Annotated in this window: 1 protein-coding gene; it reads left to right on the top strand. The window is 34.4% G+C overall.

All coding sequences use genetic code 11. The annotated features are described in order from the left end of the window. Positions 1–56 precede the first annotated feature (56 nt). Positions 57–1,085 (top strand): transposase, encoded by a 1,029-nt coding sequence (locus FTV12_RS16375; protein WP_166139641.1) that lies wholly within the window; start codon positions 57–59, stop codon positions 1,083–1,085. The last annotated feature ends 17 nt before the right edge of the window (positions 1,086–1,102 follow it).

Raw genomic sequence — 1,102 nt, 5'->3', positions numbered from 1 at the left:
TAGGACTTACGCATTGACGGATTCAAAAAAGTATTAAAATACTTTATAAAGTATCTGTGATCAGACGAATTAAACATGCTTCTACAGCAACTTGTACATTACCCATTTATATGGGCTTTCTCATGACAGAACCGAACTCTATTAGCTGCACACAACTTGCCGAGACTTATAATATCTCGCATGATAGTGTAAATCGCTTTCTAGAGCGTGAAGACTACACACCTCACGACCTATATCAAGAATCAATTCAACATATTGATAATAATAAACTTATAGTCAGCATTGATGATACTGTTTTAGATAAACCATATAGTCAACATATGGACTTGGTTAGCTATTTTTGGTCAGGCAAACACCACCGATCCGTCAAGGGTATTAATCTCATTACCTTGTATGCGATAGATCAAAATGGTCAAAATATTCCAATTAATTTCCGAATTTATGACAAATCTGAAAGTAAAACCAAGAATGATTACTTTATGGATATGTTAAGTGAAGTACTCAGTTGGGGTGCAAAGATTCAATTTATTACAGGTGATAGTTGGTATTCATCGACTGGAAATCTAAAAACCATAAGAAAACATGGTATTCGATTTATGTTTGGTATCGACTGTAACCGTAAGGTTTCCCCAGAAAAAGGACAATGGTTTCAACTGCGTTTATTGCCAGATTTCCATCAGGGTCAAGTGGTCTGGCTCAAAGATTTTGGCTTTGTACAATTATTTAAGACTCAGTTAAAAGAACAGCAGAGGTTTTATATTGTGCATCAAGATGAAGATGATTTATTGTCCTTTGAGGGTTTTCATGAATTACATTCAAGTCATTGGAAAATAGAGCAATATCACCGGGTGGTTAAACAGGTTTGTCATATTGAAAAGTTTCAAGTAAGACGATCTAAACTGATTTTGAATCATATTTTTTCAGCCTTGATGGCCTACGTTGAGATACAAAAGAACCAGTTTGAGCGGATCTTTGAAAATGTATATCGTTGGCAGAAGAAATTATTTAGACCAGTTATCAAAAACTTCATTGATGACTTTATTCTCGATAAAAATCATCTGCTACCACAGAGAATCTATAAATAATAGTGCGTAAGTCCTAT

The sequence above is a fragment of the Acinetobacter sp. YH12233 genome (assembly GCF_013417725.1).
Classification (GTDB): Bacteria; Pseudomonadota; Gammaproteobacteria; order Pseudomonadales; family Moraxellaceae; genus Acinetobacter.
The sequence above is the reverse complement of the archived record's forward strand: the minus strand, read 5'-3'. Positions and strand labels throughout refer to the sequence as shown.